The sequence below is a fragment of the Allobosea spartocytisi genome (assembly GCF_014764685.1).
Classification (GTDB): Bacteria; Pseudomonadota; Alphaproteobacteria; order Rhizobiales; family Beijerinckiaceae; genus Allobosea; species Allobosea spartocytisi.
Map to the genome: position 1 here is coordinate 51,405 of NZ_JACXWY010000005.1, position 18,421 is coordinate 69,825.

General features: G+C 68.8%; 17 protein-coding genes. 9 read left to right on the forward strand and 8 right to left on the reverse strand.

Annotation, left to right across the window (positions count from 1 at the left end):
- The first annotated feature begins 2 nt into the window (after positions 1-2).
- Entirely contained in the window at positions 3-1,622 is a 1,620-nt protein-coding gene (locus IED13_RS09890; protein ID WP_191124079.1) for a B12-binding domain-containing radical SAM protein, read from the forward strand.
- Between the two features lie 129 nt (positions 1,623-1,751).
- Here the strand turns inward: IED13_RS09890 and IED13_RS09895 are convergent, their stop codons facing one another.
- The 6 genes from IED13_RS09895 to IED13_RS09920 form a co-directional block, all read right to left on the reverse strand.
- Complete coding sequence (locus IED13_RS09895) at positions 1,752-3,098, reverse strand: MFS transporter (RefSeq protein ID WP_191124080.1); 1,347 nt, start codon at positions 3,096-3,098, stop codon at positions 1,752-1,754.
- Between the two features lie 50 nt (positions 3,099-3,148).
- Positions 3,149-4,264, reverse strand: a complete 1,116-nt coding sequence (argE, locus tag IED13_RS09900) for an acetylornithine deacetylase (protein ID WP_191124081.1) — start codon at positions 4,262-4,264, stop codon at positions 3,149-3,151.
- A 169-nt stretch (positions 4,265-4,433) separates the two neighbouring features.
- Positions 4,434-5,369 (reverse strand): DMT family transporter, encoded by a 936-nt coding sequence (locus tag IED13_RS09905; RefSeq protein WP_191124082.1) that lies wholly within the window; start codon positions 5,367-5,369, stop codon positions 4,434-4,436.
- Between the two features lie 8 nt (positions 5,370-5,377).
- Positions 5,378-6,103, reverse strand: a complete 726-nt coding sequence (locus IED13_RS09910; RefSeq protein ID WP_191124083.1) for an alanyl-tRNA editing protein — start codon at positions 6,101-6,103, stop codon at positions 5,378-5,380.
- Between the two features lie 97 nt (positions 6,104-6,200).
- Complete coding sequence (locus IED13_RS09915) at positions 6,201-7,031, reverse strand: AraC family transcriptional regulator (RefSeq protein WP_191124084.1); 831 nt, start codon at positions 7,029-7,031, stop codon at positions 6,201-6,203.
- Positions 7,032-7,139: 108 nt separating this feature from the next.
- Positions 7,140-7,784 (reverse strand): helix-turn-helix domain-containing protein, encoded by a 645-nt coding sequence (locus IED13_RS09920; RefSeq protein ID WP_038364086.1) that lies wholly within the window; start codon positions 7,782-7,784, stop codon positions 7,140-7,142.
- A 240-nt stretch (positions 7,785-8,024) separates the two neighbouring features.
- Between IED13_RS09920 and dapA the strand changes: the two genes are divergently transcribed.
- The 8 genes from dapA to IED13_RS09960 all read left to right on the forward strand — a co-directional run bounded on the left by dapA (position 8,025) and on the right by IED13_RS09960 (position 16,336).
- A complete protein-coding gene (gene dapA, locus IED13_RS09925) occupies positions 8,025-8,924 on the forward strand; it encodes a 4-hydroxy-tetrahydrodipicolinate synthase (RefSeq protein ID WP_112764911.1) in 900 nt (299 codons plus the stop codon).
- Between the two features lie 14 nt (positions 8,925-8,938).
- Entirely contained in the window at positions 8,939-10,366 is a 1,428-nt protein-coding gene (locus tag IED13_RS09930; RefSeq protein ID WP_112764912.1) for an FAD-binding oxidoreductase, read from the forward strand.
- A gap of 125 nt (positions 10,367-10,491) precedes the next feature.
- Positions 10,492-11,340 (forward strand): transporter substrate-binding domain-containing protein, encoded by an 849-nt coding sequence (locus IED13_RS09935; RefSeq protein ID WP_038362993.1) that lies wholly within the window; start codon positions 10,492-10,494, stop codon positions 11,338-11,340.
- 141 nt (positions 11,341-11,481) lie between these two features.
- A complete protein-coding gene (locus tag IED13_RS09940; protein WP_038362992.1) occupies positions 11,482-12,147 on the forward strand; it encodes an amino acid ABC transporter permease in 666 nt (221 codons plus the stop codon).
- A 10-nt stretch (positions 12,148-12,157) separates the two neighbouring features.
- Positions 12,158-12,919 carry an amino acid ABC transporter ATP-binding protein gene (locus IED13_RS09945; protein ID WP_113251914.1) on the forward strand — a complete coding sequence of 254 codons (762 nt, stop codon included), beginning with the start codon at positions 12,158-12,160 and terminating at the stop codon, positions 12,917-12,919.
- 27 nt (positions 12,920-12,946) lie between these two features.
- Complete coding sequence (locus tag IED13_RS09950; RefSeq protein ID WP_248312531.1) at positions 12,947-14,206, forward strand: NAD(P)/FAD-dependent oxidoreductase; 1,260 nt, start codon at positions 12,947-12,949, stop codon at positions 14,204-14,206.
- The gene (locus IED13_RS09955; RefSeq protein ID WP_191124086.1) at positions 14,203-15,171 is read left to right on the forward strand and encodes an ornithine cyclodeaminase family protein; all 969 of its coding nucleotides are present in this window, start codon (positions 14,203-14,205) and stop codon (positions 15,169-15,171) included. The genes IED13_RS09950 and IED13_RS09955 overlap by 4 nt, the downstream gene beginning before the upstream one ends.
- A 10-nt stretch (positions 15,172-15,181) precedes the next feature.
- Entirely contained in the window at positions 15,182-16,336 is a 1,155-nt protein-coding gene (locus IED13_RS09960; RefSeq protein WP_191124087.1) for an alpha-hydroxy acid oxidase, read from the forward strand.
- Between the two features lie 79 nt (positions 16,337-16,415).
- Here the strand turns inward: IED13_RS09960 and IED13_RS09965 are convergent, their stop codons facing one another.
- Together IED13_RS09965 and IED13_RS09970 are read right to left on the reverse strand one after the other, a co-directional pair.
- Positions 16,416-17,288: an amino acid ABC transporter substrate-binding protein gene (locus IED13_RS09965; RefSeq protein ID WP_038362981.1), complete on the reverse strand. Its 873-nt coding sequence runs from the start codon at positions 17,286-17,288 to the stop codon at positions 16,416-16,418.
- A gap of 57 nt (positions 17,289-17,345) precedes the next feature.
- Complete coding sequence (locus tag IED13_RS09970) at positions 17,346-18,416, reverse strand: NAD/NADP octopine/nopaline dehydrogenase family protein (RefSeq protein ID WP_191124088.1); 1,071 nt, start codon at positions 18,414-18,416, stop codon at positions 17,346-17,348.
- Positions 18,417-18,421 lie beyond the last annotated feature (5 nt).

Sequence of the window (18,421 nt, forward strand, 5' to 3'; positions counted from 1 at the left end):
AGATGTCGATCGACCGCTGCCGGGTGCTGATGATCTATCCGCGGTTCAACCCGGGATCCTTCTGGAACTACAAGGCGACCTGCGAACTGGCCGGAGCGCGCCACCCCGCCGCGCCACTCGGATTGATCACCGTTGCGGCGCTGCTTCCCGCGACATGGGAGATCCGGCTCCTCGACCTGAATGCGGAGGAGCTCGACGAACGGGACTTCGCCTGGGCGGATCTCGTCATGACCGGGGGCATGCTGCCGCAGCAGGACGGAACGCTGGCCGTCATCGCGCAGTGCCGCTCCCGAGGAAAGCCGGTCGTGGTCGGCGGTCCCGATGCGACATCGACGCCCGAGATCTACGAGGCCGCCGATTTTCGGGTGCTGGGCGAGGCCGAGGAGATCATGGCTGGCTTCGTCGATGCCTGGAACGCGGGGGCGAGAAGCGGGGACTTCCGCTCCGAGATGGGCAAGACCGACGTCACCAGGAGCCCGACACCGCGCTTCGACCTCCTGAAATTCGCGCATTACCTGCATGTCGGCGTGCAGTTCTCACGCGGCTGCCCGTTCAATTGCGAATTCTGCGACATCATCGAGCTCTATGGCCGCGTGCCGCGCACGAAGACGAACGCGCAGATCCTGGCCGAGCTGGATACCCTCCACGCGCTCGGATATCGCGGCCATGTCGATTTCGTCGACGACAACCTGATCGGCAACAAGAAGGCGTTGAAGCAATTCCTGCCCGCCCTGACGCAATGGATCAGGGACAGGAACTTTCCTTTCGAGTTCTCGACCGAGGCATCGATCAATCTCGCCGACGACGCCGCTCTGATGCAGTCCATGAGCGAGGCCAACTTCTTCACGATCTTTGTCGGCATCGAAAGCCCGGATACCGACACGCTGGTCTCGATGCAGAAGAAGCAGAACACCCGCCGCAGCCTCCAGGAGAGCGTCCATCGCATCTACAAGGCCGGGCTTTTCGTGAATGCCGGCTTCATCCTCGGCTTCGACAGCGAGAAGGGCAGCGTCGCGCGCGGCATGATCGACTGCATCGAGGATACCGCGATCCCTGTCTGCATGGTCGGCCTGCTCTATGCGCTGCCCAACACCCAATTGACGCGGCGTCTCGATCGCGAAGGCCGCCTGTCCATTCCCGACGACGCCGACCATACGCAAGGGCTGGGCGATCAGTGCACCGCCGGGCTCAACTTCGTCACCAGCCGCCCGCGCCGCGCCATCCTGGACGACTACAGGGCGGTGCTCGAGGCGGTCTATGCACCCGGCGCCTTCTTCGGGCGCGTCCGGCGGGTCGGCCGCATGCTCGACTGCACCAATCGCCAGCTGGAGCTGCCGAAGTCGATGGAGTGGGAGGAGATGAGATCGTCATGGCGCCTGATCTGGCGCATGACGACGGCGAAAGGCGGCGTGCGGCGCGAGTTCTGGAAAACCGTGATCGATTGCCTCACGCATAATCGCCAGGCGCTGCCCTATGTGATGATGATGGTCGCGCTCTATCTCCATCTCGGGCCGTTCTCCCGGCAGGTGATGGCCCAGGTCCAGCAGCAGATCGACCGCCTGGCTGACGCTCAATCGCCGGCAGACATCCCGGTTGCCGCGATGTCGGCCGCCGTGGCGTGAGGGTGAACGGCATGCGATCTCGGACGGCCAAAGCCGGATCGCATCCGTAAGGCTGCCGAGGCGTCCTGCTGGGCAGGCACGCAATCCTGTCCAGCGAAGATGCGGATGCCGCGCCGCCGCCCGCCTCGCTCAGCGCCCGGCGGACATCCGCATCAGCTTGCCGCCCATGAGCAGGGCCGTCAGGCTGAAGGCTGCCGCCAGCATGACGTACCAGGCCGGTGCGAGCGCGCTCCCGGTCTGCACGATCAGCCAGGTGGTGATGAAGGGCGCGAAGCCGCCGAAAAGCGTGACCGCGAAATTATAGGCGATGGACAGGCCGGTCGAGCGCATGGCGGGCGGATAGAGCTCAGCCATCGCCGCCGGCGCGGGGCCGCTGAAGCCCGCGATCAGCACGGCGAAGACGATCTGCGCGAGCATGAGGTTGAAGGCGCTGGGCTGGCCCGTCAGCCAGAGGAGCATCGGCCAGCTCAGCAGGAAGAGCCCCACCACCGAGGCCAGCATGATCGGGCGCCGGCCCACCTTGTCGGACCAGGCGCCGAAGACGGGCGCCAGCACGACGATCAGCGCGAGCCCGACGCTGTTGGCGAGAAGGCTCGCGCTCTGTGGCACGCCGAGCTGGCGCACCGCATAGGTCGGCATGGTGACCAGGAAGAAATAGGTGCAGACCGTCCAGGCGATGGTGATGCCGAAGCCTGTGATCACGGCGGCCCGATGCTGGCCGAGCGTGTCGCGCAAAGGAGAGAAATCGGTCTCAGGCCGCGCGGTACGCTCGCGCAGGATGGCCTTGAAGGCCTCGGTCTCGTCGACGCGCGAGCGGATGTAGAGACCGACCGGCGCGATCAGGAGCCCGATCAGGAACGGCACGCGCCAACCCCAGGCCTCGAGCTCGGCCTGCGGGAGCAGGCCGGTGAGCAGCGCGCCCGTCAGGGAGCCCAGCAGCAGGGCACCGGCCTGGCTCGCCTGCTGCCAGCTCGCATAGAGCCCGCGGCGCTCGGGCGGGGCATGCTCGACCAGGAAGGCGGTGGCGCCGCCGATCTCGCCACCGGCGGAGAAGCCCTGGATCAGCCGCGCGAGCACGATGATCGCCGGCGCCCAGGCGCCGGCTGTTGCGTAGGTCGGCGCGAAAGCGATCATCGCGGTGCCGAGCGCCATCAGCAGGATCGTCAGCGAAAGCGCCACCTTGCGGCCGCGCCGGTCGGCGAGCGTGCCGAGCACGAGCGCCCCGACCGGGCGCATCACGAAGCCGACGCCGAAGGTGGCGACGGTGAGCAGAAGCGAAACCGTGGCGTCGCCCGCGGGAAAGAAGAGCTTGGCGAGCGTCAGCGCGAAGAAGCCGTAGACGGCGAAGTCGTACCATTCCAGCGTGTTGCCGGCGACGGCGGCGATCACCGCCCGTCGGCTCGAAAACCTGCTGGCCGTCTTCCCGGCTCCGGATTCGGATTCGGACATGCCATGCGTGGCGGCGAGTTCTGTCATGGTGATCCCCTCTTTGGAAAACAGGCCCTTGGCGTCGAGGCTGCGGGCGTTCAGGCGTGCTGGCGTCGGGCCCAGCCGGTAAGGCGGGCGAGAAAGGCGTCGGCGGCATCGAGCTCGGCGCGCGCGATCCATTCGTCGGGCTGGTGAGCCTGCGCGATCGAACCCGGCCCGCAGACCACGGCGGAGATGCCCGCCGCCTGGAAGAAGCCGGCCTCCGTGCCGAAGGCCATCGGGAAGGGCGGCACGATGCCGCCGAGCGCGGCCGCGACCGCGAGCGCCCCCGCCTCGCCGTCCGCGCTGAGCGGCGGGACATGGATCTCCCGCAGCAGCGATGGGCGGATGTCGTCCGGCATCGCGCGGGCGAGATAGGCGCGAGCGAGTGCCTCGATCTCGGCGGCATCGCCAGCCGTGACCGGCCTGAACTCCCAGAGCACCTCGCAGAGGGACGGCACGATATTGATCGCGGTTCCGCCCTCGATCCGGCCGATATTGACCGTGGTCGCGCTGGCGCCCACGCCGGTGCGGTGCCCGATGCTCTTCAGGAAGCCGATGAAATCGGCGGCCGGATAGATCGCGCTCGCGCCGGCGCCGGGGTCGCTCGAATGCGCGGCCCTGCCCTCGAAGCGGGCGCGGAAGCCGAGGAAGCCGCGATGGCTGTCGCCGATCCGCATGCCGGTCGGCTCGCCGATGATCGCAAGCTCCGGCTTCTCCTCATGGGCGAGCAGGTCGTCGATGAGGCGGGGAACCCCGAGGCAGCCGACCTCCTCGTCATAGGACAGCGCGAGATGGACCGGCCGGGCGAGACCGGCGCCGGCAAAGCCCTCGGCCGCCGAAAGACAGGCCGCGACGAAGCCCTTCATATCGACGGCGCCGCGGCCATGCAGCTTGCCGTCGCGCTCGGCCAGGCGAAACGGATCGGAGGTCCAGTCCTGGTCGGCGACCGGGACGACGTCTGTATGCCCCGACAGGACGACGCCGCCCGGCGCACACGGCCCGAAGCTGGCGAGCAGGTTCGCCTTGGCGCGGTCGTCGTCATAGCTCAGCCGGATGCGGGCACCGAGGCTGTCGAGCCGGTCGGCGACGCGGCCGACGAGCGCCAGGTTCGAACGGCTCGACGTGGTGTCGAAGCCGACGAGTTCCTCGAGCAGGGAGACCGTCGCGCTCATCGCTCAGGCCGCCAGCGCGTGCCGACCGGCGCGGGCACCGGCGAGCCGCGCCTGGGCGAGGCGCAGCGCGGCCGTCTGGGTCGGCACGCCATCCGCCTCCGCGCTCTCGAAGATCGCCCGCAGCGTGTCGCTGATGCCCGCGACGCCGCGAAGGCGTGGGAAAACACGGTCATGGCTTGAGCGCTCCCGCGGCTCGGGATGGAGAGGGGCGGCCGCTGCTCGCCGCGAGGCCGAAGCCACACAGGATCAGCGCGGCGCCGACGAGGTGGAACGGGCGCACCGGCTCGCCCAGCAGCAGGAAGGCGAGCACGGCGGTGAACAGGGCGACGAGATGGAAGGAGGCCCCGGTGACGCTCGGCCCCAGTGTCGCGACGCAGCGGTTCCAGATGACGAAGGCGAGCAGCGAGGCGAAGACGCCGATATAGAGCACGGCCACGAGCGGGCCGGGCGCGGTCGGGATCTCCGCGCCGCGCGCCAGTTCCCAGATCCAGAACGGCAGCAGCACGAAGAGCCCCGCCACCATCGTCGCCGCCAGGAAGAGGAGCGGATCGAGATCGGCGGGCCGGCGGCGCAGCAGCACCGAATAAACCGCGTAATTGGCGACCGCGAGCAGGACCAGCGGCTCGCCGCCGCCGATGCCCAGCCGCGACAGGCTCGCGGGCTCACCGCGCGCGACGATCCAGGCCACGCCCACGAAGGAGATGGCGATGCCGGCAAGCGTGCGAGCCGAGACGCGCTCGACCCCGAGCGCGAAAGCCGCGAGCGGCACCATCAGCGGCAGGGTCGAGTTGAGGAAGGCGACGCTGGCGGCGGGCGCGCTCTGCAAGGCGAGATAGCCGAGCGCATTATAGCCGGCGATGCCGAAGGCGCCGCAGGCCAGGACGATCCAGCGGGCGCGAAACAGCGCCTGCCGCTGCGCACTGAGCGCGCCGAGCACGAAGGGCGCCAGGCAGGCGAGCGCGACGAGCCAGCGCCCGACCGCGAGCGAGACCGGCGGAAACGTGTCGGCAAGCGCCCGTCCGAGCACGAGGTTGCCGGCCCAGAACAGAGGCGGCAGGGGGAGCAGCAGCAGCGGCTGGTCCCAGAGGCGCCGGACGATCGACATTGCCGGCCTCACAGCGCGCCCGCGAGGCCGATCCGCAGGCGGCGGTTGTGCCGGCCCTTGTTGTCGATCTTCAGGATGCGGATCGGCGGCGAGCCGCCGGTCGAGGCGAGATGGGTGCCGCCGCAGGCCTGACGGTCGAGGCCGACGATCTCGACGACGCGCACCTGCCCGTCCGCGGTCGGCGGTGGGGCGACCGAGCGCGAGCGGATCAGCCCCGGCTCCGCGAAGGCCACCGCCTCGGGGAGATAGTCCTGCCGGACGGCGAGGTCTTGCCGGATGAGCGCGTTGACCGGTTCCTCGATCGCGCGCAGGCGGTCATTATCGGCGTCCGGCAGGTCGAAATCGATGCGCGCGGTGCCGTCCTCGTTCATCTGCACGCCGGTGACGAGCGCGCCGTCGAAGCCCTGGAAGACGACGGCGTTGACGATGTGCAGATCAGTGTGGAGCGCGCGCATCAGCCCGCGAAACGCCGGGTCGACCCTCGCTTCCACGGTGCCGGCCGGGAGTTCGATGGGGTCGGCGAGCAGATGCCGGAGCCGGCCCCCCTCATTCTCGAAACCGGCGACCGCGACCTCGCCGCCGGCCCATTCCAGGGAGCCGCGATCGGGCAATTGTCCGCCGCCGCCCGGATAGAACGGGCTTTCCGCGAGAACGACCCAGCCCGGCCCCGCCTCGACGACCTCAGTCGCGAGCGTCGGGACCTCCGGATTGTCGAGGCAGAAATAGCGGGACATGAATCTCATCCTTTCCGCAGTGCCGACAGGGCATCCGCATGGAGACGAGATTGGCGCGCCTTGCCGCGCCGCTATTGGCGGAAATTGAGAAAACCGCTCAGCCGGCGGTCGCCTGCACCCATTGCAGCGGGGTGATGCCGTAGCTGCGCTTGAAATGCCGCGTCAGCGCGCTCTGGTCGTAGAAGCCCGCGTCCAAGGCAGCGGCGGCAATGCTCGTGCCGCGACCGAGCGCGGTGATCGCGGCCTTCAGGCGCAATTGCGTGAGATAGGCATGCGGGGTGAGCCCCGTGCTGCGCTTGAACAGCGCGATCAACTGGAACGGCGTGAGCCCGACGGCGGCGCCGAGCTCCTCCAGCGTCAGCTCCTCCGCATGGCGTTCGCGCATGATCTCGCGGACGCGGGCCGCCCGCTGCGCGTCGCGCGCCGGCGGCGACAGCCTGGGCTCACCCGCGGCATGGCGCCGGATCAGGGCGCCGAAGCTGCGCAGCAGCAATTCGCGCTCCTCGAACGGATCGTTGCCATCGTCGAGAATGCGGTGCAGCCCGAGGAAGGCCTCGATCAGATCGGCGTCGTGAAAGCTGTTCCGGCAGAAATAGGCCGTCGCATCCAGCCCGAGCGCGGCATTGAGCGTCTCGATCGCCGGGCGGGTCAGATAGAGCCCGCGATAGCGCCAGCGCGGGCTCCAGCCCATGCGTCCGGAATGCGGCTCGTCGGGATTGAACACGAGCAGGGTCGAGGTTCCCGCCTCGTCGGTCCGCCCCCGGCTCTTGAACTCGGCGCCGCCGGCCTCCGTCACCGCAACGACGAAGGCCTCGTGGCTGTGAGGGGCGTAATCGTGGCTGGTGAAATCGGCGACGAGGCAGCTCAGGCCCGGAACCCGAGGGTCGTGCCAGTAGCGGGACGAGTTGCGCAGGTCGGTGCGGGCCAAGATGCGATCCGGTCGTCGGACAAGCCGGGATCGTGCAACGATCGTGCCGGGACCGCAACCGCGCCCTGCTCCGAGGCGGAATCGGGCGCTGTCGCGGCAGCGGCGCCGTCAGAGGTCGACGAGCACCCAGAGCACGACCGCATCGGTCGGCCCCTTCGAGGTCCAGGTATGCTCGGTGGTGGCGTCGTAATAGACGGAATCGCCCTTGTTGAGCTCGAGCGGCTCGTAGAGGCGGCTATGCACGATGAGCGTGCCGTCCATCACCATCACGAAGATCTCCGCCTCGGATTTGGCCCAGGCCGCGTATTCGTCCGGCGAGCGTGCCGTCACCGTGGTCAGGATCGGCGTGGCGCGCTTGTTCTTGAGATCGGCGCAGAGCAGGACGTTGTTGCAGGTCCCGGTGGTGTGCTTGCTGCCGCCGCCCGCCCGGCTGATGCTGCGGCGCCCGGCGAAGCTCACCGCGCCGCCTTGCTCGCCGCTCGACAACAGCGTCACCAGCTCGACCTCGAGCCCATGGGCGATGCGCTGCATCGTCGAGATCGTCGGCGAAAGCTCGTTGCGCTCGATCTTGGAGAAGGCCGAGGCCGATACGCCCGTCATCGCGCTGACGTCCTGCAGGGTCAGGCCGCGACTCTTGCGCAGCTTGAGCAGCCGCGCGCCGATATCGATCCCGCCGCGCGCCTCGTCGCCGGACTGCCAGGCCTCAGGCGGCTCGGGCGATTCCCCCCGTTCCGCCAGCGAGATTTCCGGCATGCCCATTCTCCTCGTTCCAGCCCAATGGCGCCTCCTGTCATAATCGCCAGCCGCAGGGAAGAAAAGGGAACGTCACCGCTCATGGGCGAATAAATTTCGTATCCGACATTTTTATATTTTTGTGTTGACAGTTGGTCCCGGCTGCAACAATTTTCCGCAAATGATGTGCCGGCAACCGGTCCGGAGGCGTTCGGCGAGGGGCCGGCGCGGCCAGGCGACATCGCGGCAGGGACGTTTCGCATGACACTCACGCACGACACACTTGGCGGCCTCTACACCGCGATCGTCACGCCGCTCGCCGCCGACGGCGCGGTCGACATCAAGGGCCTCCAGGCTTTGGTGCGTTTCCAGCTCGCGGCCGGCGCGGCCGGCATCGTGCCGATCGGCGGCACGGGCGAATATCCGGCCTTCTCCCGCGACGAGCGCCGCGCCATCGTCGCCGCCTGCGTCGAGGCCGCCGACGGCAAGCCGGTCATTCCCGGCGTGCTCTCCACCGGTTTCGAGGATGCGCTCGAAGCCGGCCGCGACTTCGCCGCTGCCGGCGCCGCCGCGGTCATGACCGTCACGCCCTATTACGCCCCCGGCACGCAGGACGGCATGCGCGCCTATTTCCGGCGCTACCGCGATGCGCTCGACCTGCCGGTCATGCTCTACCAGATTCCGCGCCGCACGACGGTCTCCGCCTTCGCCGACACGGTGCAGGCCATGGCCGAGGACGGTTCGATCATCGGCATGAAGTACTCGTCCTACGACATGCCCGATTTCATCCGCACGGTGAAATATGCCGGCGACAAGATCGCGATCCTGTCGGGCGAGGAGCCGCTCTTCGCCACCCATGTCGCGCTCGGCGCGCGGGGCGGCGTGCTGGCGTCGGCGACCATCTATCCGAAGATCTGGCTCGAGATCTTCGCGCTTGCCCGCCAGGGCAAGCTCAAGGAGGCGCTGAAGCTGCAGGACAAGATCGATCCGGTGGTCGACGCCATCTATGTCGAGACGAATCCGGGACCGCTGAAGGAGTATATGGCACTTGCCGGCATGCCGGTCGGCGGCGTGCGTCTGCCGCTGCTCGGACCGAGCGACCAGACGCTGGCCGGGCTCAAGGTCGCCGCGGCGCAGGCCAAAGCCATCAGCCTGGCCTGAGCGGAGAGCGGATCGTGATCGAGCGGCTTCGCGGCATCGTCGGCGACAAGGGCCTGATCACCGATCCGGCCGAGATGGAGCCCTGGCTCGTCGACTGGCGCCAGCGCCGGCGCGGACGGGCGCTCGCCATCGTCCAGCCGGCTTCCACGGCGGAGGTGTCCGCCGTGGTCGCGCTCTGCGCGGCCGAAGGCCAGCCGGTCTTCCCGGTCGGCGGCAATACCGGCCTGTGCTTCGGCGCCGTGCCGGACAGCGGCCGGAGCGACAAGCCCGGCATCGTGCTGTCGCTGCGCCGCATGAACCGCATCCGCTCCGTCGACCGGGCCACCGGCGTCGCGACCGTCGATGCCGGCGTCGTGCTCGGCGATCTGCACAACGCCGCCATCGAGGCCGGGCGGCAGTTTCCGCTCCATCTCGGCAGCGAGGGCAGCGCCCAGATCGGCGGGCTGATCTCGACCAATGCCGGCGGCACCGGCGTCGTCCGCTACGGGCCGATGCGCGATCTCGTCGCCGGCCTGGAAGTCGTGCTGCCGGACGGGCGCGTGCTCTCGGACCTCGCGGCGCTGCGCAAGGACAATACCGGCTACATGCTGCGCCATCTCTTCATCGGCGCGGAAGGGACGCTCGGCATCGTCACGGGCGCGGCGCTGCGGCTGCATCCGCAGACGCCGAACACCGCCCATGCCTGGGTCGCCGTCGCCGAACCCGCGGCCGCAGTCGCGCTGCTGGCCGCGCTGCAGGACCGCGCCGGCTCCTATATCCAGGCCTTCGAGATGGTCTCCGCCTCGCAATTCGAGCTGGTGCGCAAGCATGCCGAGCGGGCCCGCTTCCCCTTCCCCGAAATTCCGGCCTGGTCCGTCCTGATCGAGCTCGGCAGCGAGGACGCGACCACCGCCCTCCCCGCGATCCTCGAGGAGGTCGTCGGCGCCGCGCTCGAAGCCGGCGAGGTGCTCGATGCCGTCATCGCGACCTCCGAGCAGCAGGCGGCCGAGTTCTGGCACCTGCGCCATTCGGTCTCCGAGGCCAACAGGAAGGAAGGCATGAGCATCACGCATGATGTCGCCGTGCGCTCCTCCCACGTCGCCCCCTTCATCGCGGCGGCCGACAAGGTCGCGGCCGAGCGCTACCCGCAGGCGATCACGGAAGTGGTCTGCCATCTCGGCGACGGCAATGTGCACTACATCCTGATGTTCACGCACGAATTCTGGGCGGCCCTGCCCGATGCGGAAGCCTTCGCGCTCGAAGTCGAGCGAGCCATCCACGACGTCGCCGCCCGCTTCGGCGGAACCTTCAGCGCCGAGCACGGCGTGGGGCGCAAGCTGACCGAAGAGCTCGCGCGCCTCGCCGATCCGCTGCGCTACGAGCTGATGAACAAGGTCAAGACGCTGTTCGATCCGCAGAACCTGATGAATCCGGGCGTTCTGCTGGCGCCGGGCACGGCCTGAAGACGACCGAAAAATCCGCTGCGGCCTTCGGTGAGGGGGCGCAGGTCACGGAAGCCCGCAGGGGAAGCGGGAGCCTGCCTCACCAGCCATGACGGGGTTCGCCTCATAACGCCGGGAGAATGAACATGACGACACGCAGGGATCTGGCAGGCCTCATCGGCGCGGGCGCGGTGGCAGCCGGCGCGCTCACGCTGGCCTCCAACGGAGCGAGCGCGCAGAGCGCGGCGAAGAACACCTTCGACCGCATCATCGCCAGCAAGAAGCTCAGGCTCGGCGCCGTGACCTCGAGCGCGCCCTGGTTCGTCAAGGACCCGGCCAGCGGCAAGTGGAGCGGCCATTTCTACACGATCGGCGCCGCGCTCGCGAAGGACATGGAGGTCGAGCTCGAGCTGGTCGAGACGACCTGGGGCAATGCGGTGCTCGATCTCCAGGCCGACAAGATCGACATCATGTTCGGGCTCAACCCGACGCCGAAGCGCGCGATGGCGGTCGATTTCTCGGTCGGCGCCTATGACAGCGCGCTGGTCGTCATCGCCAAGCCGGGCTTCGAGCCCAAGAGCTGGGCCGACATGAACAAGCCCGAGGTCAAGATCTCGGTCGATGTCGGCTCGGCCCATGACCAGATCGCCACGCTTTTGTGCCCGAAGGCCCAGATCACGCGCTTCAAGACCATCAACGAGGCGATGCTGGCGCTGCGCACCGGCCGCGTCGATGCGCAGTGCATCTTCTGGATGGGCGGCGTGCGCGCCGTGAAGGCCGACCCCAGCCTCGGCAAGGTCGTCGTGCCCCAGCCCTTCTTCGGCTCGACCTCGAACGCGGCCTTCCGCCGCGAATCGGACAAGACCTGGCGCGATTTCGTCAACACCTGGATCGTCTATGCGCGCGGCCTCGGCCTCGTCCGCAGCGCCGTCGTCGAAAGCCTGGAGCAGGTCGGCGTCACCTCCGAGGACATTCCGGCGGGCATAACCCTCTGAGGGTTCTCCGGCTTCCCGCGTCCATCGCGGGAAGCCGCTTCGTTTCCTGCACGCTCTTTCGTGCAGATCGCTTTTTGCGGGCCGCCTCCGGCAACACGCTCTCATGCGCGAGGGCTGCGCCGCGCGCGGGCAGGGTTGGACATGTCCTACACTTGGAATTTCGACATCGTCTGGAGCTATCGCTGGATCTTCCTGACCGGAACCGGCGTGACGATCGGCATCACCATCGCCGTCGTCCTGCTCGGCCTGGTCGTCGGCCTCATCGCCGGCATCGCCCAGCTCTCGCGCTCGCCGGCCCTGCGCTGGCTGTCCTGGGCCTATATCGAGATGTTCCGGCTGACGCCGCTGCTCGTGCTGCTGCTGTGGTTCTATTACGCGCTGCCGATCCTGACCGGCATCAAGCTTGATGCGATCACCGCCTCGGTCGTGACGCTGACGCTCTATGGCGGCTCATTCTATGCGGAGGTGATCCGCGGCGGCATCATCTCGATCGAGCCGGGGCAAAGCGAGGCCGGGCTGGCGCTGGGCATGACCCCGGCGCGGGTGATGCGCCGGATCGTGCTGCCGCAGGCGATCAAGCGGATGATCCCGCCGCTGATGAACCAGTCGATCATCCAGTTCAAGAACACCTCGCTCGTCTCCGTCCTCGCCGTGCCCGACCTGCTCTATCAGGGCCAGGTTGCCGCCATGGACACCTACCGCGCGCTCGAGGTCTACACGGTGGTCGCCGCGATCTACGTGGTCGTGCTGCTGCCGCTGACCGCGATCGTCAAGCTGGCCGAAAAGCGGCTGGCGCACAGCAATTGAGGGCCGGGCGATGAGCTACAGGATCGAGGTCTCCGGCCTTCGCAAGAGCTTCGGCGCGCTGGTCGTGCTGAAGGACATCAATCTCAAGGTCGAGACCGGCCAGGTCGTCGCGCTGATCGGCCCGTCCGGCTCCGGCAAGTCGACCCTGCTGCGCTGCCTCAACCTGCTCGTCATGCCCGAGGGCGGCCGCATCCGCATCGGCGAGGACAGCTTCTCCTTCGGCGACGGCTCAAAGCTGCCGGCCACCCGCGAGCAGGCGCGCTTCCGCTCGAACACCGGCATGGTCTTCCAGCACTTCAACCTGTTCCCGCACATGACGGTGGTCCAGAACGTCATGGAGGGCCCGGTCTCGGTGAAGGCGATGCCGAAGCCGCAGGCGGAGGCGCTCGCCCGCAAGCTCCTCGCCAAGGTCGGCCTCAGCGACAAGGTCGACGTCTTCCCCAACAAGCTCTCGGGCGGGCAGAAGCAGCGCGTCGCCATCGCACGCGCGCTGGCGATGGAGCCGGAGGTGATGCTCTTTGACGAGGCGACTTCCGCGCTCGACCCCGAACTCGTCGGGGAGGTGCTCGGCGTCATGCGCGACCTCGCCGCCGAGGGCATGACGATGATCATCGTCACCCATGAGATCGGCTTCGCCCGCGAGGTCGCCGACCGCGTCGTCTTCATGCGCGACGGCGTCATCGTCGAGGAGGGGCCGGCGCGCGAGGTGATCGGCGAACCCAAGCAGGAAGCGACCCGGGCTTTCCTCAGCCACTTCCACAATCGCGGCTGAGGCCGGGCGATGCCGGGGGACGCGCCATTGACCGTCGCCGTGATCGGCGCCGGAATCGTCGGCCTGTGTGCAGCCCTCGAGGTCCAGCGCGCCGGCCACCATGTCCTGCTGGTCGAGCCGGGCGAGCCCGGCGGCCGTCAGGCCGCCTCCTACGGCAATGCGACCTGGATCAACCCCGGCGCGATCATGCCGATCTCCCTGCCGGGTCTCTGGCGCAAGGTGCCGGGCTTCCTGCTCGACCGGACCGGGCCGTTCACGTTGCGCTGGCGCGACCTGCCCCGCCATGCCGGCTGGCTCGCCCGCTTCATTGCCGCCGGCCGCGACTGGGAGCGCATCGGGATCTGCGCACGCCAGCGCTACCCGCTCTGCAAGCACACAGTGACCGATCACCGCGCCTATGCCGACGAGGCTGGCGTCGGCCACCTGATCCGGCAGGAAGGGCTGGTCTATGTCTATCCGGACCGCACCGCCTTCGCCGCCGAAAGCCGCATCTGGGCGATGCGCCGCGAGCTCGGAATCCGCTTCAGCGAGATCGAGGAGCCCGAATTGCGCCGCCTGCAGCCGGAGCTGTCGCCGGCCTACCGCTTCGGCGCCCGGCTCGACGATGCCGGCCAGATCGCCGATCCCGGCGCCTATTGCGCGGCGCTTGCCCGGCTGCTGGAGGCGCGCGGCGCGCAACGCATCACGGCGCGCGCCACGGGGTTCGTCATCGACGGCGGCAGGCTGAGCGCCGTCGTGACCGACCGGGGCCCCCTCGCCTGCGACCGCGCCGTCATCGCGGCGGGCATCGGCTCGGCCGGGCTGGCGAAGCTTGCCGGAGACCGCGTGCCCCTGATCTCCGAGCGCGGCTACCATGTCGTCATCCCCGAGCCGGGCGTCGAGCTCGGCGCCGGGCTGATGCCCTCGGACGGGCAGATGGGCGTCGTCTCGACGCCGCAAGGGCTGAGGCTCGCCGGGCAGGTCGAGCTCGCCGATCCCGACGCAGATCCTGACTGGCGCCGCGCCGACATCCTGCTCGGCTATGCCCGCAAGATGTTTCCCGGGCAGGCGAAGCGCTTCGAGACCGCCCGGATCGACCGCTGGATGGGCAACCGCCCCTCGACGCCGGATGGCCTGCCCTGCATCGGCATCGCTTCCGGCTCGGCCGATATCGTGCATGCTTTCGGCCATGCCCATACCGGGCTGACCCAGGCGCCGGCGACGGGCAGGCTCGTCGCCGCGCTGATCGACGGGCGCGAGCCGCCCTTCGATCCCACCCCCTATTCCGCCCGGAGGTTCGCCCGATGAGCGAGCGCCTGCTCTATCTCTCGCGCAGCGACGTCAAGGCCCTCGCCATCCCGCCCGGCGAGGCGCGCGAGGCCGTGCTCCAGGCCTTCCGCGACCATGCCGCCGGCCTCAACCGCAGCCTGCCGAAAAGCGCGCTCACGCTCGGTCCCGGCCATGGCTTCCAGGCCATGACGGCAGCCTCGCAGGCGCAGGGGGTCGCGACGCTGAAATGGGTCTCGATGGCGCCCGTCGGCCCCGACAGCCCGGTGCCCGGGATCAACGCCCTGATCTGCGTCAGCGACTATGCCAGCGGCGCGCCGCTGGCCGTGCTCGACGGTGACGAGATCACGCTGATCCGCACCGCCGCGCTCTCGGCCGCCGCCGCCGCGCGGATGGCGCCGCCGGCCCCCAGGACCATCGGTTTCGTCGGCTGCGGCCTCCAGGCCCATGCCCATCTCGACGCCTTCCTCGCCCTCTATCCCGGCCTGGCCACGGCGCTGGCCTTGAGCCGCAGCCGCTCCTCGGCGGAGCGTCTCGCGCAGGCCGCTTCGAAGCACGGACTTGCGACCGAGATCGTCGCCGATGCCGACGCCCTGCTGGCGCGCAGCGACATCGTCATCTCGATGGTGCCGGGCGCGCCGGGGCTGAAGCCGTTCCTCGATGCGCGGCTGATGAAGCCGAACGCCTTCGCTGCCGCCGTCGATATCGGCCGAAGCTGGATCCCCGAGAGCTTGCCGGCCTTCGACGTGCTGGCGACCGACAGCCTCGAACAGTCGCAGGCGCCCTACGACATCGACGGCAACCCGGTGACGACGGTCCGCTTCGGCCATGATCTCGTCGAGATGGCGAACGACGCCCACCCGACCGCGCCGGGCGCCCGCTCCTTCTTCTGCTTCCGGGGCTTTGCCCTCGCAGATCTCGCGCTGGCGCATCTCGTCATCGGCCGCGCCCGCGAACGCGGCATCGGCATCGACCTGCCACGATGACGCTGCCGCGATGACCGCCTTCTCCCATATCCTCAACGTCGCCGATGCGCGCCGCGCCGCTTCGCGCCGTCTGCCGCACGGCCTGTTCGAATATGTCGATCGCGGCAGCGAGGACGAAGTCTCCATCGCCACCAACCGCAGTGAGCTCGACGCGATCCGGCTTTCGCCGGCTGTGCTGGTCGATGTCTCCCGGCGTTCGACCGAGGCCGAGATCCTCGGCCAGCGCCAGCCGCTCCCGCTGGTGATCGCGCCCACCGCCGTCGCCGGCCTCGTCTGGCACGATGGCGAGATCGCCATCGCCAAAGCGGCGGCGGCCGCCGGCATTCCCTTCTGCGTCTCGACGCAGTCGATCACCGCCATCGAGCGCATCGCGGCGGAATCCGGCGCGCGGCTCTGGTTCCAGCTCTATGTCTGGAAGAACCGCCAGCGCATGCTCGCCCTGCTCGACCGCGCCTGGGCGGCCGGGGCCGAAACCCTCGTCCTGACCGTCGACACCGCCGTCGGCCCCAACCGCGAATATAATCTCCGCAACGGCTTCGGCATTCCGCTGAAGGCCTCGTGGCGGGCGGGGCTCGATGTGGCGCTGCATCCCCGCTGGACGGCCTCCGTCATGCTGCGGGCGCTGGCGACGGGCGGCGTGCCGACCTATGCGCATTACCCCGACGGGTTCCGCACCAAGCTCGGCCGCGCCGCGCTCTCCGACGAGCTCAGCCTGGCGGCGGACGTGACCTGGGAGGATGTGAAGCTGCTGCGCCGGCACTGGCGCGGCAAGCTCGTGCTCAAGGGCGTCCTGCGGGTGGAGGATGCGCAGGCGGCTTTATCGCACGGCGTCGACGCCATCGTCGTGTCGAACCATGGCGCGCGCAACCTCGACTGCGCGCCGGGCCCGACCCAGGTGCTGCCGGCGATCGCCGACGCCATCGCCGGCCGTCTCGAGATCCTGGCCGATAGCGGCGTGCGCCGCGGCGCCGACATCGCCCGCTTTCTCGCTTTGGGCGCGAACGGCGTCCTGATCGGCCGCGCGCCGCTCTATGGTGTGGCGATCGGCGGCGCGGAAGGCGCTGGCCGCATCCTCGACATCCTCGCCAACGAACTCAGGATCACGATGGGCATGCTGGGCGCTCCCGCGCTCCGCGATCTCCGGCTCGCCCCCTCAGGCGCCTGACCGCAAGCGACCGACAGGCCCTGCCGCCGCGCGGTGCGCGGCGGGTCCGGTTCTCAGGCGCCGTGACGGCGGCGAAGGCTCATTCGGCGTAGGATTGCGTCGCCCAGGCGGCCCGCAGCTTCGGCCCGACATGGGCACCGAGCGGCCCGAACCACTTCATGTACAAGGCCTCGGCCTCGCCCGATTTGAACATCTTGCCCATCGTGTGATTGACGATCCAGAGGATGGTCGGGTTGAGCTTGGGCACCATGAAGCCTTGCGGCGCATAGCCGTATTCGTCGCCGACGATCTCCAGCGCGTCGGGCTTCTTCGACTGCTTGATCAGCCCGTAGAAGGCGCCGTTGTCGCTGAAATAGGCATCGGCGCGCCGGGTCTCGACCGCGATCAGGGCGGCGGCGTGGTCGTCGACATTGATGACGCGCAGATTGAGCTTGCGCTCGGCCACGAGCTTCTTGAGGTCGGGCTCGCTGGTGCCGCCCGTCGCCACCGCCACGATCTTGCCGTTGAGGTCGTCGTAATTCTTGATGCCGGTGCTCTTGAGGACCAGGAGCTGGCTCGCCGAGACGTGGCTGACCGACGAGAAATCGACCTGCTTGTTGCGACCGAAGGTGTTGACCGTCCCCTCGCATTCGAGGTCGATCGTCCCGTTGGCGACGAGCGCCTGCCGGTTCTGGATCGTCATCGGCACGTATTTGATCTTGATCTCGGGCAGGTTCAGCTCGGTCTTGATGTCCTCGATGATGCGCTTGCAGAACTCGACCGCATAGCCCGTCGGATTCTTGTTGTCGTCGAGATAGCTGAACGGAAACAGCGCCTCGCGGACGCCCATGGTGATGGTCTGCGTCTCTTTCAGCTTCTTGACGATGCCGTCGACCTCCTGGGCTCCGGCGGCCGAGCTCGCCAGGTTCAGCGCCAGAATGGCGCCTGCGGCTGCAGCAAGATGGAATCTCATGGCTCTCTCCCGGTTATCGCGATCGCTCGCATGGCCGCCCTCGCCGGAGGACGGTGTCTAAAATCCATCCCGCGCCCGCGCCTCCAGCTCGTCGCGCGCCATCGCCGCGAAGCCGAGCGCCGGCAGCAACTCGTTCTCGCCCGCGAAATCCCGCCCATAGGCGGCCGACAGCATCGTCAGCCCCGCCTCGTGCAAGGTCGCCGGTTTCCCGGCGAGCCGGCCGAGCAGCACGGTGGGCCATAATCCGTAAGGTGCATCTTCGAGAACGTAGCGGCTCTCCAGCGTCGTCGGGCCGAAACCGCCCTTGCCGCGGCCATGCAGTTCGGCATTCATCTCCGCGATGCTGGCGACCGGAAGCTGGTAGGAATAGGCATAATGCTCGCGGATCGTCCGGACCGAGACGCCGAAGGCCTCGGCGATGGCGAGCCGCTCCGCATCGAGCGCCTCCATCACGCGCCCGACGGCGGTGGTGACGTTCTCGGCCTGGCCCCAGCTTTCGCCCCGCTCCATCCGCGTCAGGTTGAACAGGGCGATGGCGAGATGGTTCTGCGGGTTGAGATTGCTCAGAGCGATCGCCAGCAGCCCCTCGCGGACGACGAAGCGCTCGCCGAACAGGGCGTTGCACAGCGCCAGCGCTTCGGCCGCAGCTTCCTGCGGCAAGGACGCGATGTCGATCTTGGAGCGCAGCGAATTCACCGCGACCTCGGTCGGCGATGCCTTGCGGCCGGTCGTCAGGGTCGTCCCCCATACGACGATGGGCACAGACAGCTTCCGCGCCGCCAGCAGCTGCGAAAGGTAGAGCGCGCCGAAGGAGGCATGCGAGCTGACGATGACGGATTGCCCCTCCCTCAGATGAGGGGCGATCGCATCGAACGCCATCTTGTGGGCGTAGCCCGGCATCGCCAGCATCACGACGTCGGCGCTGGCGACGGCTTCCGCGGCGCTTCCCGCGATACGCGGGTGGAAGCTGGCTTCGATCGCTCCCGTCGCGCGCAGCGGCGCTCCCGCAGCAAGCTGCTCCGTGCTCCGGCCGGAGGGCGACCACAGCATCGGGTCATGCCCCATGGCCGACAATTGAGCCGCGGCGCCGCAGGCCGCCGCTCCTGCACCGAGAATGCTAACGCGCATCGTGG